25 protein-coding genes and 1 tRNA gene are annotated in these 26,169 nt (G+C 49.4%); 10 read left to right on the top strand and 16 right to left on the bottom strand.

Features of this window, described 5'->3' with window-relative positions; all coding sequences use genetic code 11:
- The first annotated feature begins 103 nt into the window (after positions 1–103).
- Complete coding sequence (locus HF324_RS31945) at positions 104–823, top strand: hypothetical protein (RefSeq protein ID WP_168861630.1); 720 nt, start codon at positions 104–106, stop codon at positions 821–823.
- Here HF324_RS31945 and HF324_RS31940 read toward each other — a convergent pair whose 3' ends face one another.
- A complete protein-coding gene (locus tag HF324_RS31940) occupies positions 824–1,543 on the bottom strand; it encodes a carboxypeptidase-like regulatory domain-containing protein (protein WP_168861629.1) in 720 nt (239 codons plus the stop codon). It lies immediately after the preceding gene.
- 68 nt (positions 1,544–1,611) lie between these two features.
- Here HF324_RS31940 and HF324_RS31935 point away from each other — a divergent pair, with 68 nt between their 5' ends.
- The 3 genes from HF324_RS31935 (at position 1,612) to HF324_RS31925 (ending at position 3,386) form a co-directional block, all read left to right on the top strand.
- Complete coding sequence (locus tag HF324_RS31935; RefSeq protein ID WP_168861628.1) at positions 1,612–2,286, top strand: hypothetical protein; 675 nt, start codon at positions 1,612–1,614, stop codon at positions 2,284–2,286.
- A 62-nt stretch (positions 2,287–2,348) separates the two neighbouring features.
- On the top strand, positions 2,349–2,576 hold the full coding sequence (locus HF324_RS31930) for a hypothetical protein (protein ID WP_168861627.1): 228 nt from the start codon (positions 2,349–2,351) through the stop codon (positions 2,574–2,576).
- A gap of 9 nt (positions 2,577–2,585) precedes the next feature.
- Positions 2,586–3,386, top strand: a complete 801-nt coding sequence (locus tag HF324_RS31925) for a hypothetical protein (protein WP_168807723.1) — start codon at positions 2,586–2,588, stop codon at positions 3,384–3,386.
- On the opposite strand, the gene HF324_RS31920 is transcribed toward HF324_RS31925, so the two are convergent.
- Entirely contained in the window at positions 3,364–3,930 is a 567-nt protein-coding gene (locus tag HF324_RS31920) for a 2'-5' RNA ligase family protein (protein WP_168861626.1), read from the bottom strand. The genes HF324_RS31925 and HF324_RS31920 overlap by 23 nt on opposite strands.
- 203 nt (positions 3,931–4,133) lie before the next feature.
- Between HF324_RS31920 and HF324_RS31915 the strand changes: the two genes are divergently transcribed.
- Positions 4,134–4,880 carry a glycosyltransferase family 2 protein gene (locus tag HF324_RS31915; RefSeq protein WP_168807719.1) on the top strand — a complete coding sequence of 249 codons (747 nt, stop codon included), beginning with the start codon at positions 4,134–4,136 and terminating at the stop codon, positions 4,878–4,880.
- Between the two features lie 9 nt (positions 4,881–4,889).
- Here HF324_RS31915 and HF324_RS31910 read toward each other — a convergent pair whose 3' ends face one another.
- The 14 genes from HF324_RS31910 to HF324_RS31845 form a co-directional block, all read right to left on the bottom strand.
- Positions 4,890–5,471 carry a hypothetical protein gene (locus tag HF324_RS31910; protein WP_168861625.1) on the bottom strand — a complete coding sequence of 194 codons (582 nt, stop codon included), beginning with the start codon at positions 5,469–5,471 and terminating at the stop codon, positions 4,890–4,892.
- 243 nt (positions 5,472–5,714) lie between these two features.
- Entirely contained in the window at positions 5,715–5,987 is a 273-nt protein-coding gene (locus HF324_RS31905) for a hypothetical protein (RefSeq protein ID WP_168807715.1), read from the bottom strand.
- A gap of 50 nt (positions 5,988–6,037) precedes the next feature.
- Positions 6,038–6,382 (bottom strand): DUF5615 family PIN-like protein, encoded by a 345-nt coding sequence (locus HF324_RS31900; RefSeq protein ID WP_168807713.1) that lies wholly within the window; start codon positions 6,380–6,382, stop codon positions 6,038–6,040.
- Complete coding sequence (locus HF324_RS31895; RefSeq protein WP_168807710.1) at positions 6,379–6,606, bottom strand: DUF433 domain-containing protein; 228 nt, start codon at positions 6,604–6,606, stop codon at positions 6,379–6,381. Before HF324_RS31895 ends, HF324_RS31900 begins: the two co-directional genes overlap by 4 nt.
- Positions 6,607–6,851: 245 nt before the next feature.
- Positions 6,852–6,923 (bottom strand) — tRNA-Arg (locus HF324_RS31890).
- Positions 6,924–6,979: 56 nt separating this feature from the next.
- Complete coding sequence (locus HF324_RS31885) at positions 6,980–8,794, bottom strand: AMP-dependent synthetase/ligase (RefSeq protein WP_168861624.1); 1,815 nt, start codon at positions 8,792–8,794, stop codon at positions 6,980–6,982.
- Between the two features lie 31 nt (positions 8,795–8,825).
- Positions 8,826–9,080: a 2TM domain-containing protein gene (locus tag HF324_RS31880; protein ID WP_168807707.1), complete on the bottom strand. Its 255-nt coding sequence runs from the start codon at positions 9,078–9,080 to the stop codon at positions 8,826–8,828.
- A gap of 84 nt (positions 9,081–9,164) precedes the next feature.
- Positions 9,165–9,827: a YceI family protein gene (locus tag HF324_RS31875; RefSeq protein WP_168807705.1), complete on the bottom strand. Its 663-nt coding sequence runs from the start codon at positions 9,825–9,827 to the stop codon at positions 9,165–9,167.
- A gap of 64 nt (positions 9,828–9,891) precedes the next feature.
- Positions 9,892–11,547: a phenylacetic acid degradation protein PaaN gene (gene paaN, locus HF324_RS31870; protein WP_168861623.1), complete on the bottom strand. Its 1,656-nt coding sequence runs from the start codon at positions 11,545–11,547 to the stop codon at positions 9,892–9,894.
- Between the two features lie 132 nt (positions 11,548–11,679).
- Entirely contained in the window at positions 11,680–12,765 is a 1,086-nt protein-coding gene (locus HF324_RS31865) for a tetratricopeptide repeat protein (RefSeq protein ID WP_193114977.1), read from the bottom strand.
- A gap of 237 nt (positions 12,766–13,002) precedes the next feature.
- Positions 13,003–14,247 carry a DUF1015 domain-containing protein gene (locus tag HF324_RS31860; RefSeq protein WP_168861621.1) on the bottom strand — a complete coding sequence of 415 codons (1,245 nt, stop codon included), beginning with the start codon at positions 14,245–14,247 and terminating at the stop codon, positions 13,003–13,005.
- Between the two features lie 171 nt (positions 14,248–14,418).
- Entirely contained in the window at positions 14,419–15,489 is a 1,071-nt protein-coding gene (gene serC / locus HF324_RS31855; protein WP_168807697.1) for a 3-phosphoserine/phosphohydroxythreonine transaminase, read from the bottom strand.
- A 192-nt stretch (positions 15,490–15,681) separates the two neighbouring features.
- The gene (locus HF324_RS31850; RefSeq protein ID WP_258539343.1) at positions 15,682–16,668 is read right to left on the bottom strand and encodes a zinc dependent phospholipase C family protein; all 987 of its coding nucleotides are present in this window, start codon (positions 16,666–16,668) and stop codon (positions 15,682–15,684) included.
- Positions 16,669–16,773: 105 nt separating this feature from the next.
- The gene (locus HF324_RS31845; RefSeq protein ID WP_168807695.1) at positions 16,774–17,382 is read right to left on the bottom strand and encodes a DUF502 domain-containing protein; all 609 of its coding nucleotides are present in this window, start codon (positions 17,380–17,382) and stop codon (positions 16,774–16,776) included.
- A gap of 384 nt (positions 17,383–17,766) precedes the next feature.
- Here HF324_RS31845 and HF324_RS31840 point away from each other — a divergent pair, with 384 nt between their 5' ends.
- The 5 genes from HF324_RS31840 (at position 17,767) to kynU (ending at position 26,163) form a co-directional block, all read left to right on the top strand.
- Positions 17,767–18,378 carry a TetR/AcrR family transcriptional regulator gene (locus HF324_RS31840; protein ID WP_168807693.1) on the top strand — a complete coding sequence of 204 codons (612 nt, stop codon included), beginning with the start codon at positions 17,767–17,769 and terminating at the stop codon, positions 18,376–18,378.
- Positions 18,379–18,380: 2 nt separating this feature from the next.
- Positions 18,381–19,742 carry a TolC family protein gene (locus HF324_RS31835; protein ID WP_168861620.1) on the top strand — a complete coding sequence of 454 codons (1,362 nt, stop codon included), beginning with the start codon at positions 18,381–18,383 and terminating at the stop codon, positions 19,740–19,742.
- A 37-nt stretch (positions 19,743–19,779) separates the two neighbouring features.
- On the top strand, positions 19,780–20,889 hold the full coding sequence (locus HF324_RS31830) for an efflux RND transporter periplasmic adaptor subunit (RefSeq protein ID WP_168807691.1): 1,110 nt from the start codon (positions 19,780–19,782) through the stop codon (positions 20,887–20,889).
- A gap of 30 nt (positions 20,890–20,919) precedes the next feature.
- Positions 20,920–24,477 (top strand): efflux RND transporter permease subunit, encoded by a 3,558-nt coding sequence (locus HF324_RS31825; RefSeq protein ID WP_168807690.1) that lies wholly within the window; start codon positions 20,920–20,922, stop codon positions 24,475–24,477.
- A 417-nt stretch (positions 24,478–24,894) separates the two neighbouring features.
- Positions 24,895–26,163, top strand: a complete 1,269-nt coding sequence (gene kynU / locus HF324_RS31820) for a kynureninase (RefSeq protein WP_168807689.1) — start codon at positions 24,895–24,897, stop codon at positions 26,161–26,163.
- The last annotated feature ends 6 nt before the right edge of the window (positions 26,164–26,169 follow it).

Raw genomic sequence — 26,169 nt, 5'->3', positions numbered from 1 at the left:
TGAGGGGATATATTTGCCGTTAATTTAAACAATTGGACGACAAGTTTTCTGGTGAACTATATGGATTTTTGCCTGTCCGGCATCTGTAAATAAAGCTCTCCCGATGCCTCTACGCCTGATCTTCCTATTGCTCATCGTGAGTGGTTGCCGTTTCCAGCCGGTCAATATGGTAAATGGCGGACTGGTATTAATCGATTCCTCCCTGCCTGCTGACAAGGCAAAGTTTTATCACGCTGATGAACACACCACCGGATACCCGATTTATTACATGGGGCCTGTCGCGGATACCATTGTACTGCCGTCACGACCGTTGTCTCCTTACCGGAAATCGGCGGATGAAGCATTTGATGGAGACGTTCCCCGGGCCCCGGCGGACAGTGCACATCTGCGAATAGTGGTGGATACCGCCTTCCCTTTGTCCGGTGGTATCCGTTATGCTCGTTTCGGTTGTTCGAAGAAGGCTCAGGCCACCGCTGTACTGGATTCTATCGTGTATTACAAGGCAGTTCCCGTGTTTCTCTATAACAAGGGAGTCGGAGTGTTTAACATTGGAAAGTTTGGTGCGCTGAACCATATTATTATGCAGGCGAGGAACGAAAGCGGCAATTGGCAGGATGTCGTAAGGCCACCTGACTACTATTGCAGTACGGGAGCCAGTGAACAGGTGTTGAAAGCCGGGGAGGTAGCCATCGCAAAGCTTTTTCTGATGGACGGAGACTATACTACCACCTGCCGGCTGAAGTTTAGGTTATGGAAGGACAGTGTGTATTCCAATGTGTTTCCGTTTGTGATTGACAGACGGCAGTTGAAGAAGGCGTTATAGTTATTTCTCTGTTTGTTCCCGGTATTTATCATACTGCTGCCGGATGTACACATACAGGTCGTAGTCGCTGATCGCTCTTACAAATTCATAAGACGGCTGATACCGCAGCATAAACTGCGCGAGGCTGTCTCCGTCCATTCCTGTGAGGCGTTGCACCAGCGATGAATTGAACTTCTGTTCCACCAGATTTTCTTTTTCTTTGTCCAGCAATATTTTCCTGAACTTTTCTTTCTTCCTGTTCTTGCGAAAGGATACTGCTTTGTACAGCTGATTGATATTTACAGCAATGAGTGGTCCGGCGCTCACGATCACTTCATTCCAGCGCGGGCGATGGAAATCGAATTCTCTCCTGAATTCCTGTCGCAGGCGCAGGGAATCCCGCAGGTGGTTGTACTGTATGATGTTAACGGCTTTTAGCTCCAGTGGCTGGGATTGCAGCTGGTGGGTGACTGTCGTCCGGTCTTTACTGACGACATAAAGCAGTGGTATAAAGCCCAGTGCTTTCAGTAACAGCGTGTCGCCGTTATGTGCGCTGAGTTGATAGTATCCCTGCTCATTGCTGGTGATGGCGCTTTGCGTGCGTTTATTCAGCACCGTTACCCCGGCTACCGGGATAGTGTCTTCCCGGAAAATAGTGCCTTGTATGGTACGCTGGGCATGGGCCTGCAACAATGCCAGCAGCAATGATAACAATAAGATAATATGCCGGAGTGGCCGCATAACGGCAAGATATAAACGCTTTCTTAAAGGAAAAGTTAATATTGCAGGTTTTGGTTTAAATTAGTATCATGAAAGGATTCTGGTCATATTTCTGGGTAGTATACATGCTCTTTTTTGCCATCCCTTTTCCCATGCTGATTTACTATAACACAAGGGAAGGGTTGTCAGATACCAACCCATATCTGGCGATCACCTGGCTGGCACTGTCAGTGATATTATGGATCATCCTGGTACAGCGTTGGTTCCGGAACTGGATACTGTTGCCGTTTAAGATGAAACGGAACATGGATTACCTGTTGCGCGAAGGCGAACGTCGGGAAGCCCGTGTGATTGAGAGTAAGGATGGCAAACAGTTTAAACATGACATGATTACCAAAGGGATGACGGTCAGCCTGCGTAACTTCGTGGGAACGCCGATCACTGAAAAGCTGGAACTGGTAGATACCAAACCGGGAGAAATGCGTTTCGAAAAAGGAAGGGTCATTTACCTGATGATAGACAAAACCCTGAAGTTACGGCCTTACCTGACCGTTGATACAGCACAGGCGGACATAAAAGCGGGACGGATGCTGTTGACGGTTTTGCTGTGGTTGCTCATTGTAGGGGCCATAGCAGGCTATTATTATTTCTCTTACCACCTGGAGAATGACGGTTATGGCTGGCGTTTCATGAAGTTCTATCATCCGCTGGTGTTATGCCCGGTAATTTTGTTTGCCACTCATTTTGGATTGGGGCTCTGTTAAAGCTATTCAGTGGGGGAGACCCGGACACGCTGTTGCGGATCAAATACTATGGGATACAAACGATGGCGGAGGTGGTAAGTGCATCGCAGACAGGTACTTATATCAACGAACAGCCGCAGGTGAAATTTGAGCTGCGGTATAAAGATGAGTATGGCAAGACCTACAACACAGAACTGAAAAAAATTGTATCGCTGATTGATCTGGGAATGACCCGCCAGGAAACCGTTTCTGTTTTTTACCTGAAGGACAAGCCTTCGGAGGTGGCGTTTGCAGACGATCTGGATGACTAAACTAATTTTATGCTGAAGAACCTGTCTATAATTTCAGGGTTATTGTTGCTGCTGGGTTGCTTTTCCTGCAACCAGCTGGCGGATACATTCAAAGATACCTTCAAGGAAAAGACGGATGATAAAAGGGAAGATGCACCATCCAGCAACAGCACTACGGTAACTTCCTCCGTTGTTATCGAGTCGCATGTTTCTTCGGATACTATCCGCAGCACCAGCACTTATCGTTATCCCGGAACGGCCCGCTCTGCCGAAGCTACCCGTTCCTCCGGTAGTACCGGTACTTCCGGTACTACCGCCACTGGCGGCGCTTCCGGCCCGTCCCGCAGCACTGCCCGCAAGGCAGCTTTTTTGATGGACGAAGCAGGGCTGAAAGCGGCTCAGGCCAGTCTTCGGGCTTTGCCTGCCTATGCCGGCAAAAAAATGTATCTCTACAATGATATCCATGCATACGATGACGGTCGTATCAACCTGCAGCTCCGCCATCCGGATAACCCCGAATATGTGGATGCCTACCACTTTCGGAACGGCAGATGGACGGGACCGGAGCCGGTCCAGCTTTCCATCCGCGACAAGGTGGAACAAAAAATGGTGCCGCTGGACGACGTTGATTTTGCCAGTATGGCGAGAGTGTGTAAAAATATTGCGGAGAAGTCTGCCACGATAGAAGGAGCGAAGGTGCCCACCCATGTCTATGGTATTGTCCAGGAGAAACGGATGATATGGTATCCGGCATCTATCAGCGGCAGCCGTGAGAGATACGCGATCAGTTTTAACCCGGATGGCAGTGTCAAAAAATTTTTCCGGGAGTAAACGGCACTTCCTGCAGCACTTCATAGTGAGGCGCTTCCACCGCTTTTTTCAGTATGGTCACCTTGTTACAGCAGAAGCTGTCGTAGCAATCAAAATCACGCAGATTTACCTTTAGAAGTTCTTCGTTGGCCACATTCCGCGCAATGGTGATATGCGGCCGGATAAGCCGGCGGCGCCTGAATTCCGTCATAATAGTTCCATGCAGGCGGTGTATGCGATCGCTGTTGGCGGGCTGTAACATCAATGTGCCGGTAGTGCCGTGGTGAAAAATACCTGCGCCACCGAGTTGTACATCGAATTCCCGAAAGCCTTCCACCGCATGTGCTACCCGCCGGATAACAGACTGGTCATCTTCTGTTATTTGAAATTTCATCAGGGAGATATGGGCTATCGATCCCAGGTTGTAGGACGGTATCCTGATCATGCCTGCCAGCAGGCTTTTCATGGCGGCCACCTTGCGCACGATTGCCTGTCCCGGAGAGAGCAATAAAAAGTATTCATAACAGCTGAATAGTGAGAGCTGTGCATAGTTCCCCCGTCGCATAACAACGAACATTTAACATGACAATAAATGGGTGAAATAATGGGGTAGCAGGTAGTCATTAAAGTTAATAAAAGTATGGATGGCTAACAAAAAATAATGATGACGGTCTTCATCTCCCGATAACAGTAAAAAAGCACCTCAAATAATAAATTTCCATGCTATGAGTAAATTTGCCAAATTGCAGGCTGGAAAACAAGCAGGGTATGCAGGAAACAGGAAAACTGGTTAGTATCATTATCGCCACTTATAACTCAGAAAAATACATTGGGGAGTGTTTGTCATCCATTCAGTCGCTGGGACAACCGGCCATAGAGGTCGTGATTGTGGATGGCGGCAGCACGGACAATACCATCAATATTGTAAAAGGCTTCGACAGCAGCCTGGTGTCCTGGGAAAGCGGCCCGGACAAAGGCATTTACGATGCGTTGAACAAAGGCGTGGAACGGGCCCGGGGCCGGTGGCTTTACTTTATGGGCGCCGATGACCGCCTGCTGCCGGGTTTTGGGGAGATGATACAGCAGCTGAAGGACGAGAATACCGTTTACTATGGCAATACCACCGAGTATTTCGAAAAGGAAGGCCCGCGCTACCTATTGCTGAAAGGGGCCTTCAGCAACTACCGGCTGGCAAAATTCTGCATGAATCACCAGACAATCCTTTATCCCGCCGGTGTATTCCGGAAATACCGCTATGACCTGCGTTACCGGGTCTTTGCCGATTATGCCCTCAATATCCAGGTATGGGGTGACAAAGCTTTTAAGAAGGTACATCTTCCCATTACCATCGCGCAGTACAATATGGACGGTTTCTCATCCGTCACCAAGGACAAGGATTTTGTCTTCCGGCAGGAGAAATTCGGCCTGGTCAGAAAAAGCATGGGGTGGTGGATCTACCTGCGCCTGCTATCCAGGAAATACAAATACCAGTTGCGCGGAAAGAGCTGGGAATAACATCTTGCCTCAATTGTCCCGGGTTGCCGGTAACAGCCGGCCATAGGCTGCCAGTACGCGGTCTACTTTCCGCCGGTGCTCGGCCCGTACCGCCTGCACGCTTTGCTGCCTTACATAGGCGCATAACCTGATAATTTCATCATCCAGTATAAACAAAACAATTTCAATCCGCAGCATCCTGTCCCACTGGGTGATGCCGGGGATATCGTCCGTGTCGGGCCGTGGGCGGAGGTCTTCCAGCAGCAACTGTTCAAACAGCGCCGGATATAGCTTGTAAAGCACCGGGACGGCAGGAGAGGTGCCGCGTTCTGTTTTCAGGACAGCCGCAGCCATGCGCGGCGAACGGATAAAACTGCGTATACGCCTTCGGAGGCGGGAGAGGAATTTGATCGCCGTCGTCTTCCTGAACTTAATACTGGCTTCCATCAGAAAGCGGATGATCGCTTTGATGTGTAGTTCTGATTTGAGGAGATGGTCGTCTATCGTGACGCCTTTGACTATTAAAACCTCATCAGGAGAGCTATGGTCCAGCAGGTACGTTTTAAATAGCTCGGGGTTAGCCTGGTGTAAAGGTATTTCGGGACTGTTCATAACAAATGTTTTTGGGGTCAATGAGCTGTTACTCTTATAGATACACGTTGGATACAGGATTTGTTCAGCGAGTTAGGAAATATATTATTAAAAATATATCTATATTATTGTTGTTTTAAAATTTGTTTAGGTGATAGCTACCAGGAGGCCTCTTGGATTAAGCCCCCTGATAGTCTGTTATTATCACTTAGTCTGGCGTCCGTTTAATATTTTGTTACATTAATAAGGTCGGCAATACTATCACTAATGGGCTTCTATTATGTGCGTAGAAAAATAGTCGTCTATCAGCACTTCATCGAAATCAAAGTCCGCATCGTAATCATTCAGCTCATTATGTGATAGGGCGATGATCCCATTATCATTTTCTCTTGTATAAACAAATCTCTTTTTCATCGCATCCTCAAATGCTTGAAGTATTTTCGGGCCATGTTTTCTCAACTGCTTTATTACTTTGGATGGGATGCAGGTAGTTCCATTTGCGGAGATCTGATATAGAGATTGATTTCCGGTCTTCAAATGTTGTTGGGTAATTGCCAATTCTGGCTATAGTAAGGGAGGAATTGGGCTTAAAGCTGCCTTATCCTTATTTTCTTTGGGGTTAGGGTAACAAATACGGGACGTCGCAGCTCCTGCGTTTGCAATAGGTAGATAATTGCTTTTGTGATCTCCTTGTATTCATGGAAAGTATAGCGAAGAAAGAGAACACTAAGGTTTTTGATGTGGTGAGCAAATACCCACTCCCCAAAGTCCTTATCTTCTGTGAGTAGTAAATAATCGTTTTTTAAGGCCCATTGTATTACTTCCTCGTCCTTAATGCCCTTGCTTAGTTCTGTTACGGAGGTAACACCAAAGCCTTCATCCCTCAATGTTTTAACAATGTAGGAATGTATGTTTTCATCAGCTAAGATCATGCTACTGCAATAATACTTTCGTTATCAATAACATCTGAAGCGTAAGCCAAAGCGGCAGTAATAGCAACAGGGGAAAGAGAAGGATATGCCTCTACGAGATTTGCAATAGTAGCTCCCTCAGATAATCTTTGTAATATCAAAGCAACGGTAATGCGTGTACCCTTAATGACTGGCTTACCAAGCATTATATTAATATTTGACTCTATGTATTCTCTGTAATCCATGATAGCACAAAATTTAACCACAATTTAGGCAAAAAATATCACCTGCTTATCGGGTCAGACTGTTTTGTCTGTCCCAAATCACATAGAGAATGAGGGCATTTTTTATTGCATATTGTTTGACATAATTGTAATTTAAGAACATATTAGTATCATCATCCGTTGTCATCTTTCCTCTGAAGCTCATATCCACCCATAAAAAACGCCCAAACCAAGCAAAGCTAAGTTTGGGCGAATCATCTTTTTTGTAGTCCCGACAGGGATCGAACCTGTATCTAAAGTTTAGGAAACTTCTATTCTATCCATTGAACTACGGGACCATCCTGATTCCCTTCCGGGGTATCGGGTTGCAAAAGTAAGGGTTTTAAATTAATATTTAAAGACTTTCTATATCAACTTTTCCTCCCGAAGGCGCATAAATGCTGTCTATTTCCTTTTTGTACTTTTCGAGGATCACCTTCCGCTTGGCTTTCAGGGTGGGGGTGAGTTCCCCGGCGTCTACCGTCCATTCATGGGGAAGTAACTGGAACTTTTTGACCTGTTCGATGTGGTTGAAGAACTGGTTGTACTTATCCACGGTCTGTTTGTAGAGGTCCTGCACTTCCTGGCGCTTCAACAGCTCTTCGTTGCTGCCGGCGGAAATTCCCTTTTTCTGGGCCCAGCCGCGCAGGTTGTCGAAGGAGGGCACAATCAGTGCCGCGGTGAATTTGCGGTCTTCGCCTACCACCATGATCTGTTCTATATAGGGAGACTCCTTGAACTTGTTTTCTATCGGCTGAGGGGCCACGAACTTGCCGCCGGAGGTTTTGAACAGCTCCTTTTTCCGGTCGGTGATTTTCAGGAATTTATGATCGATCAGTACACCGATGTCGCCGGTATGGAACCAGCCGTCGGTGATGGCGTCGGTGGTAAGGTCGGGGCGTTTGTAGTACCCTATGGTAACGCTGGGGCCTTTGCACAGTATCTCGCCGTCTTCTGCAATTTTTACCTCGACATTGCTGATGACAGGGCCTACGGTGCCGAACATACGGTCTTCTTCATTATAGCGGTTTACGCTGATGACGGGCGATGTTTCCGTAAGGCCGTATCCTTCCAGAATGGGGATACCGGCGGCGGTGAATATTTTCAGCAGCCTTATCTGGCAGGCGGCGGCGCCGTTAACGATACACTGTATATTGCCGCCCAGGGCAGCGCGCCATTTGCTGAAGATCAGTTTGTTGGCCAGCTTCAGCTGGAAGTTATACCAGGCGCCGGCGTTGTGGTTGATCTCATAACGTTTGCCCAGGTCTACGGCCCAGAAAAATAAGGCGCGTTTAATACCTTTCAGCTCAAGACCGGTCGCCATGATCTTTTCATACACTTTCTCCAGCAACCGTGGTACGGTGGTGAAGATGGTCGGTTTGATCTCTCTCAGGTTGTCGGCGATGGTGTCCATGGTTTCGGCGTAATAGACAGGCACGCCGGCGGTAAGATAGAGGTAGGTGACCATCCGCTCAAAGATGTGGTTGAGCGGCAGGAAACTGAGCGCACGGGCGTTTTTGTTGACCGGCAGGTAAGGCTGACAGGCCAGCACGTTGCTCATCACGTTTTGATGGGAGAGCATGACGCCCTTTGGGGTGCCGGTGGTACCGGAGGTATAGATGATGGTCACCAGTTCCTCGGGAGATATGTTTTGCTGCACTTCTTCTATCAGGGGATAGTTGCTTTCGTCGGCCAGCGCCGGCACTTCAGACCAGTGGCGGGCGCCGGTTACCTGCTGGAAGGTAAAGATTTCCCGGATGGTGGGAAATTTATCCCGGGCAGCCAGTACTTTATTCAGCAGCTCCTCGTCACTGACAAACAGGATACGGGCTTCGGCATCGTTGAGCACATATTCCAGTTCCTGTTGACTGATCGTCGGGTAAATGGGGGTGAGCACAGCGCCGATCTGCTGACAGGCGAGGTCGGTCAGTAGCCATTCCGGCCGGTTGGGCGATATAATAGCGATCTTGTCTTTCTCTTCATTGGTTTTGATGCCTGCCCGGATACCCAGCTTCAGTAAGCCTGAGCTGAATTTGCGGGTGATGGCAGCTACTTCCTGTGTGCTGTATTTCCTCCATTGTCCGTTTTCTTTGCCGGTAAGCATATCCTCCCTGGGATAGTTTTCCAGCTGATACCGGATGACGTCGAATAGTCGCTGCGGTCGGTCCATTATGCTGTTTTTTTGAGTGTGCTGTACGTGCTTATATTCTTTTCAGCGTATTATCGAAAGTGTCTTTATGATAAGTATTGAAGTATTGAAGGGCAAGTGCAATGCCCCATCCTAAGGAGGGCCCCAGTGGCCAAAGGGCACTTCCGGGCATGTCCCGGTCAGAAAGGAACCATACCAGCCACAATCCCGTGTTGATCACCAGGTAGATGATAAGATGACATTTAAAGCCGGCCCTGGCCTTTGCGATATGCCAGAGACGTTCATCTCTTTGCTGGGTAGTTTCCATGACAGGTGGTTTTATCTGTGAAGCGGCTTTACTCAATTTAAAATATTTTATCGGCTTTCCGGCGGAAAAAACAAGAAATATGAGCTATCGGGAGGCACTGATATGAAACCCTATGTTTACCTGCGAATTAATCAGTTTATCCTGTAATGATTTGTCAGCGCGATAGTTGATACCCCACAGGGTACGATCGATATTGAAATTGGCGACTGCGGTAAGATGATGCCCGTCTATGCTGATACGTACAGGGAAGGAGATATTTTTAGTGACAGTTTTAATGGTCAGGTTGCCGGACATGACGTGTGTGGCGTCTTTTAACGCTACCTCTTCTCCAACAGCAGGGTAGTAGGTGTTGATACCGGTCATCTCGAAAACGGCGGTAGGAAATTTATCCACGTCGAAAAAAGAACTGCCTTTCAGTTCGCGCTCCAGCTTGTTCTTCATGGCGCTGTCTGCGGCGAGGTCTATATTCTGCAAACTGTGCATGTTGATCACCAGCCGGCCGCTGGTGACCAGGGAGTCTTTTACATAAATCGCTCCGCCGGCGAGCCGCAGGGTACCCTGATGTTTACCGGTAGGCTTGGTGCCTATCCACGATATCACGCTGGCAGCGGTGTCCGCCAGGTAAGCGTTGCCGATGGCTGCTTTTACCGCCTGAGGATTGCTGGCAGCGGCTTTGTCGGCCTTGGGCGCCTGTTCACAGGCAACCAGGATACCGGACAGTAAAAAAAGGTATACAATACTTTTCATAAATATCTCCCTGCATTTATAATGCCCGGCATTCCGGAAGCACCGGAACGCCGGAGTGATCAATCTATTCTATCAGTTCCCGGTTGCCCACCCATACAAACCGCTTGATGATAAATTCCTGGTTGGTGAAACTGGCGTTACCGGCCGGATTGCCTCCGCTGACGTGGAAGTCGGAAAAGGCGGCATGCTGGTTTACCCAGATGAAACCGGTCAGATTAAAGGAAACAGGTGTAAACACACTGTTCATTTCATCTGCGATCTTCTCTTTGGTGGCAGGATCTGTGGTGTACGCCGCGCAGGTAATGGCGCCATGCTTCTGTGCCATCTGTTTGGCCAGCTGAATGGTATGTGCCGTGTCTTTGGTTTTAACGATCAGCACAATGGGGCCAAACAGCTCCTTTTCATAAATATTGGTATCAGCGCTGCTGACTTCAATGACGGTAGGTGCCATCACCCTCGCTTTGCTGAATTCTTCGTTGGTAACGGGTGCGCCTGCCAGTACCACTTTGCCGCCCAGCTGCTGTGCTTCCAGTGTACGCTGCAGGGTGCTTTCGTTCTGAAGGGCGCCCAGCGTGCCTGCCCCCATTTTCGGATTGTTGGTCAGCGCTACGATGGCGTCCCTGAACTTCTGTACCACCTCGTTGAAACTTACCTGTCCCGCTGCGGTAGCAATACCGGTTTCAGGAATAAAGAAGTTCTGCGGCGCGGTACACATCTGGCCGGAATACAGGCTCACGGAGAAGGCGAGGTTCTGTATTACCGCGTCCAGGTCTTTTACGCTGTCAAGCAGTACGGAGTTGACGCCCGCTTTTTCTGTGAAGACCGTTTTGCCGGGAAGTGATTCTACATAATTACCGAAAGCGCTGCTGCCGGTATAGTCTATCAGTTTTACGTCCGGATGTTCAGACAGTTTTTTGGCGATCAGGTTATCTGAACTGTCCGGCGCCAGCTGGCAAAGCAGCGGGTCGTGCCCGTTTTCCTGTAACACCTGCTGTATGGCGGCCACCGCAATGGCGATGGGCAGGATAGCCCGTGGGTGCGGTTTTACGATCACAGGGTTGCCTGTGATCAGGTTGGCGTACATACCGGGCAGGGTGTTCCATACGGGGAAGGTGGAGCAACCGATCACTACGCCGATGCCTTTCGGAATGGCGCGGAATGTCTTGCGGAGCCGGATGGCGGATTTGCCCATGGGCTTTTCCCATTCCAGCTCAGCAGGGTACCGTTGCAGCTCATGATAACCGGTGGCAATGGCTTCGAGGGCACGGTCGTTGGCGTGCGGACCGGAAGCCTGGAAGCTCATCATAAAGCTCTGCCCGGTAGTATGCATGGTGGCATTGGCGATATCAAAAAAATAATCCTTAATACGTTCAAGCGTTTCCGTTAGTACGCCGGCTCTTTCGGCAACCGGGGTACGGCCCCAGGCGGAAGCGGTATCCCCGGCCCTTCTCACCAGGTCATCGACGGCGAAGACCGGGTAGGTAACGCCCAGCACTTCCTGGGTATAGGGTGACACTTCTTCTCCTGCCCAACCGGTTTCTCCGCTCTGCAGCAATTGTTTGAAAGGTTTGTTCAGCAGCTGTTGATAACTCTGTACGCCTTTTGCATGGGCTTCTTCCCCGTAAGCCTTGGGGTGCTCCGGATAGTGCGAATAGAAAGTTCTTTCGTGATTCGCTTTAACAGCGGCATCAATCGTGTTTTGGTGTTTCGTAGCGAGCATTATTCAGATTTTGAGATTATTCAGACAGCCGGGATGGTTATCATCCCGGCTGGAAAAAGCTTAAAAAACGGCTCTCTTGCTAATCCAATGCTGCATTTTTCACATCGTGGCCCGGGGCGTAAGCCCGGGAACTCAATACCCCGCGTTGATCAGCGTGAATTTTCCGTCATTGTAATATTCATCGGGCCTGGGTTTCAACGGATGATTGCGCTGATATTTCAGAAAGTCGTCATAGTCCTGTTTATGCAGCGCTACCCATGCTTTGTAGGAGGCCTGATTGGCAGCAGGACCGAAGAGCCAGTGGTTGTAAGATTCAAACATACCCTGCTGCAGCATCGTTTGCTGAAAGTCAAAGAGCGCATAAGGATAGGTGTTGCTATAGGAGTGGTACCAGTCCAGCAGGAAACGGGTGCGGGCCATGATCAGCGCGTCCGGGTCTACACCGCCGGTGATCACGCTCAGCTGTTTGCCCATGCACTGTTTGAAAGCCTGGACGAAACCGCCGTCCCCTTTGCTTTTTTTGCCCTTTCTGCCTTCTTCTTCAGGCACCATGCTGTCGAACAGGCTCGGGTCGTTGAACAACTTTTTGTACGATTCCAGTACAATGTTCCTGATTTCGGCGGTCCGGGTCGTGAAACTCTCCATGTTCATGAAGGTTTCACCATATAAGATGCACCACAAAGGGCTGTTGCTGTAATAGTAGGTTTTGGTGGCATTGTAGTAGTTGCCCGGAAAGGTAGGGTCCTGTTCAATGCCTTTGAGCCAGGAGCGCAGTGCGCCGTCATACATCTTGAAGTTCATCGCCAGCGTACCGTTGTCGTTGTACAGCTCGCCGCTGTTCGGGAATTTGCGGATGGCTTTTTCATACATCCGTTGCGCAGTTTTCCACTCTTCCCGTCCCTGGTAGATGTTGCCGGCAATCTGGAATACCTGTACGTCTGCTTCTTTCCTGCTGAGCAGCGGTTCTATCACATTTTTTGCTTTGTTAAGGTCTCCTTTCAGGTAAAAGGTAAAACCCAGCTGTTTCCTGTATTCAAAATTGTCGGGTTCCAACTGTAAAGCCTGGTTTAATACCAGCACAGCATTGGAATAATCCCCGTTACGCATGAAGTTGGTAGCGGTCCTGTATAATTCATTTGCATCCTGCGCCACCGCCACTTGTGAAAATAATACCCCCGCAACAAATACTGCTTTCAATAAAGAAGACCTCATATGCATTCCTGTCTGTCGTTTGTTGTAAAAGTAAGGAAAATGGGGTAATGTGCCGCTGATCAATCTCCCGGCAGAAATAAATAAGGACAGGAAATTTTATATTATGTATTTAATTTATTTGTTTGAAGTGATATTTTTGAAAGGGGAGGTAGGGGCAGGCCGGCACAGCCGGCAACATCCGCCAAAAAAATTCCCCTGATGGTAAAACATCAGGGGAACCGCAATATTGTAAAAATATGTTGATTAAATCACATGCGTTATCAGGCCATCCCGCAACTTGGGTTCAAACCAGGTGCTTTTAGGAGGCATCACATTGCCACTGTCGGCAATATCAAACAATTGCTGGATGGTAACGGGGTACAGGGCGAAAGCGATTTTCATTTCTCCGCTGTCTACCCGTTTAACCAGCTCCTGTAAGCCACGGATACCGCCCACGAAGTCGATCCGTTTGTCGGTACGCTGGTCTTTGATGCCCAGGTGTTTGTCCAGGATGTTGTTGGACAGGATGGTCACGTCCAGGATACCGATAGGATCGGTGGTATAGGTACCTTCTTTGGCTACCAGGCGATACCAGGTCCCCTCAAGGTACATGCTGAATTCGTGCAGCATGGAAGGTTGCTGGGGCTGGTGGCCGATTTCTTCTACAGTGAAGTCGTAGTCGAGGCGGGACAGCAGTTCCGCTTTGCTCAGGCCGTTGAGGTCTTTCACCAGGCGGTTATAGTCCAGGATAGCGAGCTGGCTGGCAGGGAAGATGGTGGTCAGGAAATAGTTCACCGGGTTTTCCACGGAAGTGATGGTACCTTTTTCCTGGAATTCTTTCTGTACCAGGCTGGCGGACGCAGCACGGTGGTGCCCGTCGGCGATATACGTGCAGGGCACTTTTTCGGCGAACAGCGTAGTGATTTCCTGTACGGCGGCGGGGGTGTTGACCACCCAGATGGTATGCCGGATACCGTCATCCGCAGTGAAGTCGTATGCCGGTTTGTTATTGTTTTGCCAGTGGTCGATCAGGGCGTTGACTTCCGGTACGTCGTTGTATGCCAGGAAAACGTTGCCTGTCTGGGCCAGCGTGGTTTTAATATGGTTGATACGGTCCAGTTCCTTGTCCGGGCGCGTAAACTCATGTTTTTTGATAATGCCTTTATTGTAGTCATCTACGGAGGATGCACATACCAGGCCTGTCTGGGCGCGGCCGTTCATTACCAGTTTGTAGATGTAGTAGGCGGGTTGTGCTTCCTGGAACAGTACGCCTTCCTTTACCAGGCGTTGCAGGTTTTCGGCCGCTTTATCGTATACCTGCTGGCTGTGGGTGTCTATCCCTTCCGGCAGATCTATTTCAGATTTGGAAACATGATAATACGAATACGGATTACCGGCGGCGGCAGCTTTAGCTTCGTCCGAACTGAGTACGTCATAAGGCCTTGCAGCTACTTGTGCCGCCAGTTCTTCTTTGGGCCTTAATCCTTTAAAAGGTCTGATAATAGCCATGATAAAAATGTAGATGAGGGTAAAAGTAATAAAAACAATTACGAATTACGAATTACGAATTACGAAAAAGTGCGAATACAGTAACGGATTGCGAATTAAGGCTTTCTAACTGAGTTGTGGATTCAGTCAGAAACCTTAATTCGTAATCCGTAATTCGTAATTCGTAATTGTTTAAGCTTTCTTCAGGGAGAAGTATTTCATGGCTTCCACCATTACTTCTACGCTTTCGTAGGGCAAAGCATTGTACATGGATACCCGGAAACCACCGGAGAGGCGGTGTCCCTTAATGCCAACAATATCTTCTTTCTTACAGAATTTCAAAAATTCCTCTTCCATTTCAGGCTTGTCCATGATGAAGCAGGCGTTCATCAGGCTGCGGTCTTCTTTGGCCACCGTACCACGGAACAGCGGGTTGTGGTCAATTTCATCGTACAGCAGGGCTGCCTTTTTCTCGTTGATTTTTTCGATGGCCGGTATACCGCCCTGCTCTTTTAACCAGCGAAGGGTGAGCATGGAGATATATACCGCAAATACGGGAGGGGTGTTCAGCATAGACCCGTTGTCTATGTGATTCTTGTAATCCAGTATAGCCGGGATTTTACGGGATACTTTACCGAGCATGCTTTTACGGATGGCCACCATGGTAGCGCCGGCAGCGCCCATGTTCTTCTGAACACCGGCGTAGATCAGCGAGTATTTGTTGAAATCCATGGAGCGGCTCATAATGTCGCTGCTCATATCCGCAATCAGGGGAACGTCTGTTACCGGGGTCATATGCCACTGGGTACCGTAGATGGTATTGTTAGTGGTAATATGCAGGTAGCTGGCCTGTGGGGGAATGTTGAACTGCTTGGGGATGTGGTTGTAGTTACTGTCTTTGGAGCTGGCTACTACATCGACGAAGCCAAACAATTTCGCTTCCTTGATAGCCTTGTTGGACCATACGCCGGTATCGACATATGCCGCTGTCTCACTGCTTTCCAGCAGATTCATGGGCACCTGCATAAACTGCGTGGTGGCGCCTCCATGTAAATACAGCACCTCGAAGTCATCATCAAGCTGCATCAGTTCCCTAACCAGGTTACGCGCCTCTTCCATCACCGCTACAAACGGCTCCGTTCTGTGGCCTATTTCCAGTATAGACATCCCTGATCCCTCAAAATCGATCAGCGCTTTACTGGCTTTGTATAATACCTCGTTGGGCAATACAGAAGGACCTGCGTTAAAATTATGCACCTTCATGTTACGATCTAGATTAAATTCATTTTTTGATCTTTCCACTTTGTTTTGGTTTTTCTAAGGAAACGGAAAAAAAACGGCACGGGTGTTTTAAAACCTGTAAGGCGCGTGGTGTAGGATAGGTTAAAAGACGGTAGGAACAAAGATAAAATTTCTTTTCCAATTATTCAGTATCAGCCGAAATATTTTGCCCGTTTATTCTGTTCTGCCCAGCATGCGTCCCTCTGTCCACCGCCGTTGCAGCTGTTCGAACTCCTGTAGCTCGCTCTCTGTAAGGCTTGTGTGATGAAGCTCCCTCAGAGAGGGCTGTCCTGCATTTACCCAGGCAGTATACCAGCAGGCCGCCACGGCGGCTATAGCCTGTTTCATCCGCCGCGCTGTCATGCCTCCCAACAACTGGTGATACGCTTTCGTATAACCTTCAGCGTAAGTTCTCGTTAACACGCCGTTCCTGACTTCATATGCATAACGCTGAGCCGGCGGCGTCTGTTCACATAACTGCTTTTCTTTTTGTAAAACGGTATCCGCTGCCAGGCCGCTGCTGGTGACGATCTGCCATACATAGGCCCGCCAGTCGCTGATATAGCGCGCTTTGCCGGCCCAGTAGTCAAACTCCGCGTCCGCCAGCAACTCCGGGATGCGCGACTCCCACAGCCCGTGGATGCCCGTCTGCCCGGTGAACTGCCCGTTGTGATTGGAACAGGCATGCAGCGGCACATGTGCGTCCGCCACGTAATGCCCGGCTTCTGCCGATAACTGCAATATCCGCTGCTGGTCCCGCTCCCGGAACGCCTTCGTCAGCATAAACATGATCTTTTCCAGGTGCCAGGGCAATATACCGTTGCGCTGCAGCGAATCGGCCCCGTACCGCGCTACCGCCTCCTGCCAGCTGTGCGGTATCTGCCGGTAAGGCGGCCGGTCCAGCACGTCTATGTCCAGGTAGTGCCGCGGCGCCTCGGCAGCCACCATATACCGCCGTTTATCCGGATCGGTAGCGTGCACACGGATATACTCCAGCTGCGGCTTGTACAACACCAGCATCTCCGGCGGCAGACAAAAGACCGCCAGCCGGTTGATCCGCTCGTGGGCGAAAAAGCCCCAGCCACCAGCCTTGCCGGCATACATCATTAATATAAAAGTGAAACTTACAGCGAAACGCTGCTTCAGGATACGGGTTAACATAACAAACAATTTAGAAATCCGGTTATTTAGAAATTTAGCTATTTATCCCAAATTGGCCAAGCATCCGTAAGAATTAAATAACCAAATTTCTAAATAACCCATTGACTAAATATTGGTGACGCCGCCGCTGACGGCAAATTTCATGGCCTCTCCGGCCGAAACGTTTTCCAGCGGTTTCACCCGCTCCTTCGGCACAATAAACACCTTACCGGTAATAGCGTAGGCGTGCGGCACATAAACGGCCATGTAACCTTCCATGCCCAGACTGGTCACGTCCGTCTGGGTAATAAATCCCATCTCCCATACATCCACGCCGTAAATCTGTACCAGCACAGGATGGTCGAACTTTTTCTTCTCTCCCACAAAAGCATCGAATACATCCTTGATAGAAGTGTAAATGTATTTGATAAATGGAGTACGCTCCAGCAGATGGTCAAACAGATCGAAGATCCGCCCGATAATAAAAGAAGAACTCAGATACCCTACCACTACCACTAATACCAATACCAGCGCAAACCCTACGCCCTTGTATTTTAAAAAGTTGAATGAGGTGTCGTCCGGAATGATCTCCTTCGGAATAAGATTGTCAATAGTAACAAACGCCCAATATAATGTCAGTGCAGTGATCCCGATAGGGGCCAGTATCAGCAGGCCCTGGAAGAAATACCGCAATAAACGGGACGCAAACACTTTTAATCTGAGTTTTGGCGACATGGCAAAAGGAATGAGGCACAAAATTAGACAAATAAGCGGAAGATTGTCCGCTCTCCGTATTGCCTGATTGTAAAGATTGCCGGAGGCCCGCTATCCCATTGCTGTCAGGTTTTTTCATCCCATGCTGTCCGGCGCTATTTCCTGCTGCCCCTGCTGCCCGGCGCCGCATCCCGGCTTCGGCGCCACCCATCTGCACCGCCGCTAATCGGGTCTGCACCTCCGCTAAATCGGATCTGCACCGCCGCTAACCAGGCGGATCAGTGGTGATCATGGCCATCCCCATTCCGTGTTGCCACATATAAAAAATAAATACTGGAAACTTTGGAAGTTTAAAAAGTTTCCATAGTTTTGTCTTCGCATCACAAAGCCTGTTAAAGCACTCTTATGGAACCGCAGGAACGTATCATGGACACGGCTTTTGGCCTGTTTCGACAATATGGCACCAGGTCAATCACCATGGATGACATCGCTGAAAAAATGGGCATCTCCAAAAAGACACTCTATGCCCATTTTATGGATAAAGACGACCTGGTCACCCAGGCGCTTACCCGTTTTATCGGCCTCGTCGAAGCGGAATGCCTGACAGACCGCGACAAATCAGCAGACGCCATCGAGGAACTGTTCCTCGTTATGGAGATGCTGGACCGCCGCATGCGAAACATGAACCCCGTGATCCTGCTCGACCTGCAAAAGTTCCACGCGAAAGCATACCAGGTTTTTTTGAACTATCAGAACAACTCACTGGCCAACACGATCCGCGAAAACCTGGAACGTGGCATCAGTGAAGGACTCTACCGGCCGGACCTCGACATCAGAATTCTGACTCAATACCGCGTTTACGGATGTATGCTCAGCTTCCAGCCCGAAGCGTTTACAGGCAATGCCGACATGAACAGGGTACAAAAAGTACTGCTGGAAAATTTTCTGTACGGAGTAGCCTCTGCTAAAGGGTACAAGCTTATCGAAAAGTACAAACAACTATCGCAAAACATATAACTATGCAACGTATCAGAAGGCTCACCGGCATGGCTTCCATGGTGGGGCTGCTCGCGCTGGCTGTCAACGCCGGCGCCCAGACCACCTCCCAGGAGCCTGTCCGCCTGTCGGCCAGGGAAGCAGTGGACTATGCCCTGGCTAACCAGTCGGCGGTAAAAACAGCCAGACTCGATGAACTGATCCAGCTGGCCAAAAACAGAGAAGTCAGCGGCCTCGCCCTGCCCACCATCAACGGTACCGGCCAGTATCAGTACAACCCGATCGTCCAGAAACAAATGTTCAGTGTCGGCAATTTCATGCCAGGGGCGCCCAAAGATTCCTTTGCCGCGATCAGTTTCCAGCTGCCCCAAAACCTCATGGGCGAAGTAAGGCTCACCCAGACGCTCTTCGACCCCAGCGTACTGGTGGCCCTACAGGCACGTAAAACCCTGGAAGACCTGGTCTCAAAAAATGTGGCCAAATCACAGATAGACGTCAAAGCCAACGTCTACAAAGCCTATTATAACGTACTGTCAGCCCGGAAAGCACTGGCTATCCTGACCAACAACATCACTACGCTCGAAAAACTACTCAACGATACCAGAGAAATTAATAAAAACGGCCTCGTCGAAAAACTGGACGTAGACCGCCTCGTCGTACAGTACACCAACCTCCAGACTGAACAGACAAAACTCCGTAACCTCGTGGAAATAGGTGTGGCTGCACTCAAATACCAGATGGGCATGCCGCTGAAACAACCGGTAGAGCTCACCGATACCCTGTCCACCGAAAGGATCGCCGAAAGCATCTCCGATATGGACAAATTCGACTACTCCCAGCGCGTCGAATACCAGTTGCTCGAAACACAAAAGAAAGCCAACGAATACGACCTGAAAAGATATAAGCTGAAAGGCCTGCCTTCCCTGCAGCTCTTCGTCGCTACCGGCGCGCTCCGCGGCAGTGACAAATTCGACTACCTCAAAAGCCAGATGTGGTACGGCTACCTCAACACCGGCCTTAACCTCTCTGTGCCCATCTTCAGCGGTATGCAACGCAGAAGGCAGGTAGACCAGGCCCTGCTGGCGGTAAAGAAAAGTGAAGTGGCCATCGAAAATGCCAAACTGGGCATCGATCTCGAAATAGAACAGTCCGCTTCCACCTTCCGCAACAACGTGCTGACGCTGCAGGCACAGGAAAAAAATATGCTGCTCGCAGAAGATGTACATAATACCACCCAGATCAAATACCGCGAAGGCGTGGGCTCCAGCCTGGAAATGACGACAGCCGAAAACGACCTGCTCACCGCCCAGAACAATTATTTCACCGCGCTGTACAACGCCATCGTTGCCAGGATAGACCTGCTCAAAGCTTATGGCAAACTATAGTGCAAAACCTTTTCAATCACCTATCACTACTAGCTATATGAATAAAAGATATCTTTTCATGGTCCCGGTGCTCGCTGTCGTAATAGCTGCCTGCGGCGGCGGTGGCAACAAAGCAGAACAACTGGAAAAACTCAAAAAGGAGAGAGCGGCCCTCGATACCAAAATCGCCGCCCTTGAGAAAGAAGTTGGCAAAAAAGATACAGTAGCCAGGATGAAAGATGTTACCGTGTCTGAAGTAAGAGACACCGTGTTCGAACATTATATCGATGTGCAGGGTAGCGTGGACGCCCGCGAAAACGTAAACGTGTCTGCCCGTACCATGGGCGTCATCACTGCCATCTACGTGAAAGAAGGCCAGCAGGTGAGCAAAGGACAGACACTGGCACAGGTAGACGACCAGGTGCTGAAAGCCAATATGGCCGAACTGCGCACCCAGATGGACCTGGCCAACACCCTCTTCGAAAAACAGAAAAACCTCTGGTCACAAAAAATAGGCTCCGAAGTACAGTACCTCAACGCTAAAAACCAAAAGGAATCACTGGAAAGGAAAATGGCCACCCTGCAGGACCAGCTGGCCCAAACCCGCATCATCGCCCCCATCAGCGGCACCGTGGATGCGGTGATCGCCAAGGTAGGAGACAACGCCACTCCCGGTAATCCTACCTTCCGCGTAGTGAACGCCAACAACCTGAAAGTGACCGCCAACGTGGCGGAAGCGTATGCCGGCCTCCTGAAAACAGGGGACCGCGTTATCCTGTCTTTCCCGGATATCAACCGCGAGATCAAAACAAACATCTCCTTCGCTTCCCGGACCATCGACCCGCTCAGCCGCACCATCAAAATCGAAGTGCCGCTGAAGCCCGATAACGCCATACGTCCTAACATGATCGCGCATATCAAAATTGTGGACTATACTACCAGCAACGCTGTCGTAATTCCGGTAAACCTCATCCAGTACTCTTCCGGTAAACCCTTCGTGATGGTGGCTGAATCCAAAAACGGACAGCTGGCCTCCCTGCGCAGGACCGTCGAAGTGGGACGCACCTATAACGATAAGGCTGAAATCAAAGACGGCTTAAAAACCGGTGATAAAATCATCACCACCGGTTATCAGGGCCTCAATGATAATGACCTGATCAAACTGTAATGCTGACCACTAACAGCTAAAACCAAGTTTATGCAAGACAATCTCCATAAAGAATTTAAACCCACCAGCTGGTCGATCGATAATAAGGTGAGCATCTATGTTGCCACCATTATCATCGCGCTGGCGGGTATATTTTCCTATATCAACCTGCCCAAGGAGCAATTCCCGGAAGTGGTGTTCCCGCAGTTTTATATCAACACCATCTATGCCGGTACTTCCCCGGAAGATATGGAAACACTGGTGACAAAGCCCATCGAGAAACAACTCAACGGCATCTCCGGCGTAAAGAAGATCAAAAGCACCTCCATGCAGGACTTCTCCGCCATTACCATCGAATTCAACGCCAATGAAGACATCGAAGCAGCCCGCCAGCAGGTAAGGGAGAAAGTGGACGACGCGAAAAAAGACCTGCCGAAAGACCTGACACAGGAACCGCAGATCGTAAAAATTGACGTGTCCCAGATCCCCATCATGAACGTAAACCTCTCCGGCGATTTTGACCTGCAGACACTGAAACGGTATGCAGATGATATGAAAGACCGCATCGAGGCGCTCAACGAAATCACCCGGGTAGACCTGGTAGGGGAACTGGAAAGAGAGATACAGATCAATGTCGATAAATATAAAATGGATGCCGCCAGGATCGGTTTCGAAGACATCGTCGGCGCTATCCAGGGGGAAAACATCACCATCTCCGGCGGCCTCGTAACGATGGACGGCCAGAAACGAACCCTCAGCGTAAAAGGCGAATACAAGGACCCTGCGAAGATCGGTAACATCATCGTCCGCGGACAGTCCGGCGCCACCGTTTACCTGAAAGACGTGGCAGACGTGGTGGACGGCTTCCTCGAACAGGAAAGCTACGCCCGCCTCGCCGGTAAAAACGTAATTACCCTCAACGTCATCAAACAAAGCGGTAAAAACCTGATCGATGCGTCTGATAAAATACAGGCGATCAAGGCAGACATGGAAGCCAACTACTTCCCGAAAGGGCTGCATGTGACCATCACCGCCGATCAGTCCAAATCCACCCGCGTTACCCTGCATGACCTGATCAATACCATTATCATCGGCTTCATCCTGGTAACCGTTATCCTCATGTTCTTCATGGGCGCGGTGAACGCCATCTTCGTGGCGCTGTCGGTGCCCATCTCCATGTTCATCGCCTTCCTGCTGATGCCGGTATACGGGTTCACCCTCAATATGATGGTGCTGTTCTCCTTCCTGCTGGCATTGGGTATCGTGGTAGACGACGCCATCGTGGTGATTGAAAACGTACACCGTATTTTTAACGAACGAAAAGACCTGGGTATAGTAAGAGCCGCCAAGATAGCGGCGGGAGAGGTGTTCTTGCCCGTATTGTCAGGAACCCTGACCGTGCTGGCGCCTTTCGTACCGCTGTTATTCTGGCCCGGCGTTATCGGTAAATTCATGTTCTACCTGCCGGTGACCCTGATCACTACGCTGGGAGCCTCGCTGGTAGTGGCTTACATCATTAACCCGGTGTTTGCGGTGGACTTTATGGACCGCCACGAAGGAGAAGATCATCCCAAACCGAAGTTTGACCGTAAGTTCCGGATACTGACCGCCGTATTCGCCGTGATCGCATTGCTCGGATATGTCAACGGCAGCGTGGGCGTGGGCAACTTTGTGATTTTCGCCTACCTGATGATCGTGCTGGAACGCTTCTGGCTGGGCGGCGTGGCACGCCACTTCCAGCACAAATTCTGGCCTAAAGTACAGGAACGCTACAAACATATCCTGAAATGGTGCCTCGTGGGCTGGCGTCCGGTATGGATCCTGGTAGCCACTTTCGCGCTGCTGATCTTCAGTATCATCCTTACCGGTATCCGCAACCCGAAAGTGGTGTTCTTCCCGCAGGCAGATCCGAACTTTATCTACACCTACATAGAATTGCCCAACGGTACCGACCAGAAATACACCGACTCCATCACCCATATCGTGGAAGACCGCATCACGAAAGTAGTGGGCGCCAGCAATCCTATCGTGGAGTCTATTATTTCCAACGTGGCCAAAGGCGCCGGCGACCCGTCGCAGATGGACATGAGCACCCAGCCGCAGAAAGGGAAGGTGACCGTGGCTTTCGTTGAATTCGGCGCCCGTAACGGACAATCCACCGTCCAGTACCTCGATAAGATCCGTACGGCCGTAAAAGGCATCCCGGGCACGAATATTACCGTAGAACAGGAACAGGGCGGCCCTCCCACCGGTAAACCGATCAACATTGAAATCTCCGGTGACAATTTTGACGAGCTGACCAGTTCTTCGTTCAGGCTTAAACGTTACCTCGATTCGCTGCGTATTGACGGCGTGGAAGAGCTGAAAAGCGACTTTGAGGCCAACAAACCCGAGATCGTGGTGAACATTGACAGGGAGAGGGCCAACAATGAGGGCATTTCCACCCGCCAGATCGGTGGGGCCCTGCGTACCGCCTTGTTCGGCTTTGAAGCGTCCAAAATCAGGGATGCCAAAGATGAATACAAGATCATGGTAAGATTGCAGGAGAATCAGCGTAACAACATCAATAACCTGATGAACCTCAACCTGGTGTACAGGGACATGAATATGGGCGGCGCAGTGCGCCAGGTGCCGCTGTCGGCAGTGGCGGATATTCACTATTCCAACACTTACGCCGGTATCAAGCGTATTGACCAGAAACGGGTTATCACCTTGTATTCCAACGTGTTGACCGGCTTTAACGCCAACGAGGTAGTACAGCATATCCAGACAGCGCTGAATGATTTCAGTCATCCTAACTCCGTGACAATCAAGATGACCGGTGAGCAGGAAGACCAGCAGGAGACGATGAATTTCCTCCTGATGGCCATGCTGGGCGCGTTCGGGCTGATCCTGATGATCATGGTGACGCAGTTCAACTCCATCGGGCGGCCGCTGGTGATCTTCATGGAGATCCTGTTCAGTATCATCGGGGTGTTCCTGGGCTTCTCCATCTTTAAAATGGATATTTCCATTGTGATGACCGGGGTGGGTATTATGGCGCTGGCAGGCATTGTGGTGCGGAATGGCATCGTGCTGGTAGAATTTACCGACCTGCTGGTAATGCAGCATATGCCGGTGTATGAGGCTGTGGTGGAGGCGGGCAAAACCCGTATGACGCCGGTGCTGCTGACCGCAATCGCGGCCATCCTGGGACTGATTCCGCTGGCAGTGGGCTTTAACATTGACTTTGCCACCCTGTTCAGCGAGTTTAAGCCGCATATTTTCTTCGGCGGGGACAACGTGGCCTTCTGGGGCCCGCTGGCCTGGACGATGGTGTTTGGGTTGATTTTTGCGACCTTCCTGACCCTGATCCTGGTGCCGGTGATGTATGCCATGAACAAGCGCTCCATCGATGTGCTGGACCGCTATAAAATGTCCAGGACACTGAAGTATGTGCCTTTCCTGGTGCTGATATTAAAATTATTTATGAAGAAAGACGAGGTGAAGAAGCTGCATGATCCGAAGTATATGTCACCGAAGCCTTATAATTTCTTCCCGGCCCCTGAAAAGGAGCAGCAGGAGGAGATTCACCGGAAGAACGCCAAGGTGGGGGTTTCCGTGAATTAATGACATGATAATTACATCTTTTAGTAATACAGTGTAACAGTTGTAGGTTAACAGTCTCCGTCCTGATTCTTCAGGACGGATTTTTTTTTGTATATTGTGGATGAAACCATATTTTTATTGTTGTTAACAAATTTTAACAATCAGGATGGTGGGCAATTCGATAGCTATTGTTACATTTGACCCTCAGAGCGTTCACGTTACTAGCTATATACAGCCTTAGCCTTATATGCCATATGATTATCGGAAGTTAAATTTTTGACAGAAGACGGTCTGTTTTAAACAGTTATACAGGGTTGCCTGTTTTATTAGATGTAGAAATTGTACAGAATTAGATTTTAGCGAAGGAAAGATAGTGGTATCAGCGAGCGATACCCTCAGCCATTAAAATCGGAAAGACTGGCTAAAGATTGGAAGACCATGAAGTACGTAGCAACCTTAGCATTTGCTAAAGAGCAGGACCGGCAGGATCCATTAAATAAATTCAGGGAGCAGTTTTATTTCCCCCAAAGAAAAGGAAAGGACGCAATTTATTTATGTGGCAATTCACTCGGATTACAGCCTAAAAACGTAAAATCAGCGATAGAACAGGAATTGGCAGATTGGCAGCAGTGTGCAGTAGAAGGATACTGGGCGGCCAAGAATCCCTGGCTTTATTATCAGCAATATTGCAGCCAGCCGCTGACCGGAATGATGGGAGCGAGCCGGCAGGAGCTAACGGTGATGAATACACTCACTGTTAATTTACACCTGATGATGCTGAGTTTTTACCGGCCAACCAAACAGCGGTTTAAGGTGTTAATGGAGGCAGGAGCTTTTCCGAGCGACCAATACGCGGTGGAAACGCAGGTCAGGTTTCATGGTTTTGACCCGGAAACAGCCATTATTGAGGTTTCCCCCAGGGCCGGAGAACATTTAATAAGATTAGAAGATATTTTAGATATTATTAACAAGGAAAGTGATAGCTTAGCATTAGTTTTATTCGGAGGGATTAATTATTACACCGGACAATATTTTGATATACCCGCTATTACGGCTGCTGCCCATCAGGCAGGTGCTTATGCCGGTTTCGATCTGGCGCACGTAGCAGGAAATATTCCGGTGTCTTTGCACAATTGGGACGTAGATTTTGCCGTTTGGTGTTCATATAAGTACCTTAACGGAGGTCCCGGCGCAGTAGGAGGCGCCTTTGTGCATGAAAAATATGCCAGCGACCGCGGATTTCTCCGCCTGGGTGGCTGGTGGGGCAACGAAGAGAGTGCACGTTTTAAAATGGAAAAAGGGTTTGTGCCTAAGAAAGAAGCCGAAGGATGGCAACAAAGTACCGCTCAGGTCTTTAACATGGTAAGCCTGAAAGCATCCCTCGAACTATTTGAAGCAGCCGGTATCGGCGCTTTGAGAGAAAAAAGCCAGGGACTGACCAATTACCTGGAGTTTTTGCTGCAGCAGTTGAAAGGCATTAATTTTGAAATTATTACACCTAAAAATTGTAATGAACGTGGCGCACAACTATCTTTGCTGTTCCTGGAAAAAGGAAAAGAGATACATCAGCAAATGACGGATGCCGGTATAATCGTTGACTGGAGGGAACCCGGAGTCATCAGGGTTTCGCCGGCGCCGATGTATAACTCTTATCAAGATGTGTTTCATTTTTATGAAATCATAGCTAATATTGCTTCAAACGCTTAATTAAGT

Source organism: Chitinophaga oryzae (assembly GCF_012516375.2).
GTDB classification, from domain to species: domain Bacteria; phylum Bacteroidota; class Bacteroidia; order Chitinophagales; family Chitinophagaceae; genus Chitinophaga; species Chitinophaga oryzae.
The sequence above is the reverse complement of the archived record's forward strand: the minus strand, read 5'-3'. Positions and strand labels throughout refer to the sequence as shown.